Below are 2,304 nucleotides of genomic sequence, written 5' to 3'. Positions count from 1 at the left end.
GCTTCCCCCGGCCGCGCTTCACCGACGGACGGGTGGGCTTCCGGCGCCGGGGCCGACGCCGGGACGGGTGTCACCGACCCGGCGGGCCGCCCAGGGGCGGCAGGACGCCGATCTGCTGGAGCAGGCCGAGTTCGTCCTTGTCGGACCACTTCTCGGCGAGCTTCCCGTCCGCGATGCGGTGGATCACGACGGCGGTCATCGTCATCGGGTTGCCGGTGGCCGGGGCGCCGGGCAGGTCGCCGCGATGGACCCCGGTGGCGGTCAGGCGGGTCACCACCTTGTCGCCCTCGGCGATCTGGTCCTCGATGCGGTGGGTGCCGGGGGTGGCGTCCCAGAACAGCCGGAACGCCTCCTTGAGGCCCTCCCGGCCGGGCGCGACCGGGAAGGGCGGCGGGTGGTGGTCGATGTAGTCCTCGGCGACGAGTTCGTCCATCGCGTCGAGGTTGCCCGCGTCGATCTCGGCGTAGAAGCGCCGGACCAGTTGCTTGTTGTGATCGGTCGACATGACCGGGAAGCCTTCCCGCCCGTGCCCGCGCCACCGTCCGGCCACGCCGCACGCGGCCTCGGCTTCACCCGGACGAACCCGGGATCCGCGACCCGAGGCGCCCGGGCCCCCGCCCCGCCTCCCGCCCGCAAACGGGCGAAAGGCGGGGACGGCTCACCACTGGCCGGGCCGGTAGTTCCCCGCCGGGATGCGGCAGATGACGTTCATCCGGTTGTAGGCATTGATCCTGAACCTTGAGCGCAGACCCCCTGCTTTGGCTGGGGATTGGCTCATCCTTGGCCCGGAGCCGCGAAGCGGCGGAGGTCGCTGGGTTGGACAGCCCGGCAGGGCGTCAGTCAGTGACCGAGTCACGACCACCGGGACCCGGTTGGCACTATCGGTGTCAGTGACGTGCGCTAGGTTGATCACAGCTGCCGAAGGGGGTGTTCCCATGCTGTCCGGCCGTAGGTACCGGCTCGAACTCGACGCGGCGCAGGCTGAGTTGTGTGAGACGTTCGGCGATGTTTGCAGGTCGGTGTGGAACACTGCCCTGGAGCAGCGCAGGGAGTACCGGCGGCGCGGGGCGTGGATGAACTACGTGCCGCAGGCCGCCGAGCTGGCCGACGCCAAGCGCGAGTTCCCGTGGCTGGCGGCGGCGCCGTCGCACGTGTTGCAGCAGACCCTTCGGGATCTGGACCGGGCGTGCCGTGAGCACGGCACGTTCAAGGTCCCCGCAGTCACGCCCGTAGTGGCTTCTGTTAGGACCTGTTAGCGCAGGGAGGAAGTCAACAGGGCGATCGTCGACACCAGCGAGGCGTGCTGCTCCTCGTCGTAGTGCTTGACGGCGTTCTCCCACACCGCGTCGCTCACCCCGCCGGCGGCGTCGGTGATTCGGGTGGCCTCCTCGGTCAGTTCGAGGGCGTCGCGCTCGGCGTCGGTGAACACCGTCGCCTCGCGCCAGGCGGCCACCGGGTCGAGGCGCTCGGGCTGGTCGCCGGCGTGCACGACGTCCTTGTAGTGCATGTCGGCGCACATGCCGCAGCCGTTGATCCGGCCGGCCCGCAGCAGCAGGCGGCGTTGTACAGCGCGCAGTGGTCCCACAGCATCGTCGACAACGCCTACTCCTGGCCCACGGTGGGCATGATGAGAAGCTTGTACGCACGATCCTCCGGCCCACCCCCTTTCCCAAGGTCAGAGTTGGTGAGATCGCTCTACTAAGGCTCGCTGACAAAGGAGTTGACTTCGCCATTGCGCGACACCGAGCCACGATGCGCTTCCCTCTCCAAGCTGTCGGCGCGGCGTGTCCCAGGAGCTGGCGCTGGAGGTGCCGGGGGGCGGACCGCTCGCGGGGGTGGTGGCCCGCGCCCGCAGCCGGGAGTCGGACTTCCCGGTGGGCCTGGCCGCCAAGGACCTGGCCCTGGCGGGCGGTGGCCGGGTGCTGACGGCGGCACACGAGGTGCTGCTTTCGCACCCGGACATCGCGGACGAGGACCTGTCCCGGGCGGTGGAGGCGATCCGCCGGGGCTGAACCTCCCTAGGCGGGGCCGAGCCGCAGGGCTGCCCCCGGGAAGGGCCGAGCCTCGGGGCTGAACTCCCCCGGGCGGGACGGAGCCTCCGGGCCGAGCCGCGGGGCTGCCCCCCGGGCGGGGCGGCGCCGGCTGCGGAAGGCCGCTCGCCCCCAAGGGAGTTACCCCGCGCGGTTGTCCAGCCACTGAACCGCGGCCGCCCAGCTCGGGTGCGCGGGGTCCACGACCTGGAAGTGGTCCGCCCCGGCGTGCTCGACGTACGTGACCGGGTCTCCCGCCGCCCGTGCGGCCTGG

3 protein-coding genes and 1 pseudogene are annotated in these 2,304 nt (G+C 71.6%); 2 read left to right on the top strand and 2 right to left on the bottom strand.

The genetic code is table 11. From position 1 onward, the window contains the following. Positions 1-70 precede the first annotated feature (70 nt). Positions 71-505, bottom strand: a complete 435-nt coding sequence (locus AB0O00_RS36285) for an ester cyclase (RefSeq protein WP_363658968.1) — start codon at positions 503-505, stop codon at positions 71-73. A 430-nt stretch (positions 506-935) separates the two neighbouring features. On the opposite strand from AB0O00_RS36285, the gene AB0O00_RS36280 reads away from it, so the two are divergent. Further along, complete coding sequence (locus AB0O00_RS36280; RefSeq protein ID WP_363658967.1) at positions 936-1,256, top strand: helix-turn-helix domain-containing protein; 321 nt, start codon at positions 936-938, stop codon at positions 1,254-1,256. Here the strand turns inward: AB0O00_RS36280 and AB0O00_RS36275 are convergent. Beyond that, positions 1,253-1,555: pseudogene (locus AB0O00_RS36275) on the bottom strand (carboxymuconolactone decarboxylase family protein); the annotation flags it as partial. The gene AB0O00_RS36280 and the pseudogene AB0O00_RS36275 overlap by 4 nt on opposite strands. Before the next feature lie 229 nt (positions 1,556-1,784). Between AB0O00_RS36275 and AB0O00_RS36270 the strand changes: the two are divergent. Further along, complete coding sequence (locus tag AB0O00_RS36270; RefSeq protein WP_363658966.1) at positions 1,785-2,012, top strand: hypothetical protein; 228 nt, start codon at positions 1,785-1,787, stop codon at positions 2,010-2,012. The last annotated feature ends 292 nt before the right edge of the window (positions 2,013-2,304 follow it).

Origin of the sequence: Kitasatospora sp. NPDC093558, from assembly GCF_040683475.1 — a bacterium.
GTDB lineage: Bacteria > Actinomycetota > Actinomycetes > Streptomycetales > Streptomycetaceae > Kitasatospora.
Note: the sequence above shows the minus strand (reverse complement) of the source record. Positions and strands in the feature narration are given on the sequence as shown.

What these genes read in the sequence shown, in the direction of transcription:
- AB0O00_RS36280 (WP_363658967.1), top strand. Translation starts at nt 936, where the DNA reads ATGCTGTCCGGCCGTAGGTACCGGCTCGAACTCGACGCGGCGCAGGCT.
- AB0O00_RS36285 (WP_363658968.1), bottom strand. Translation starts at nt 505, where the DNA reads ATGTCGACCGATCACAACAAGCAACTGGTCCGGCGCTTCTACGCCGAG.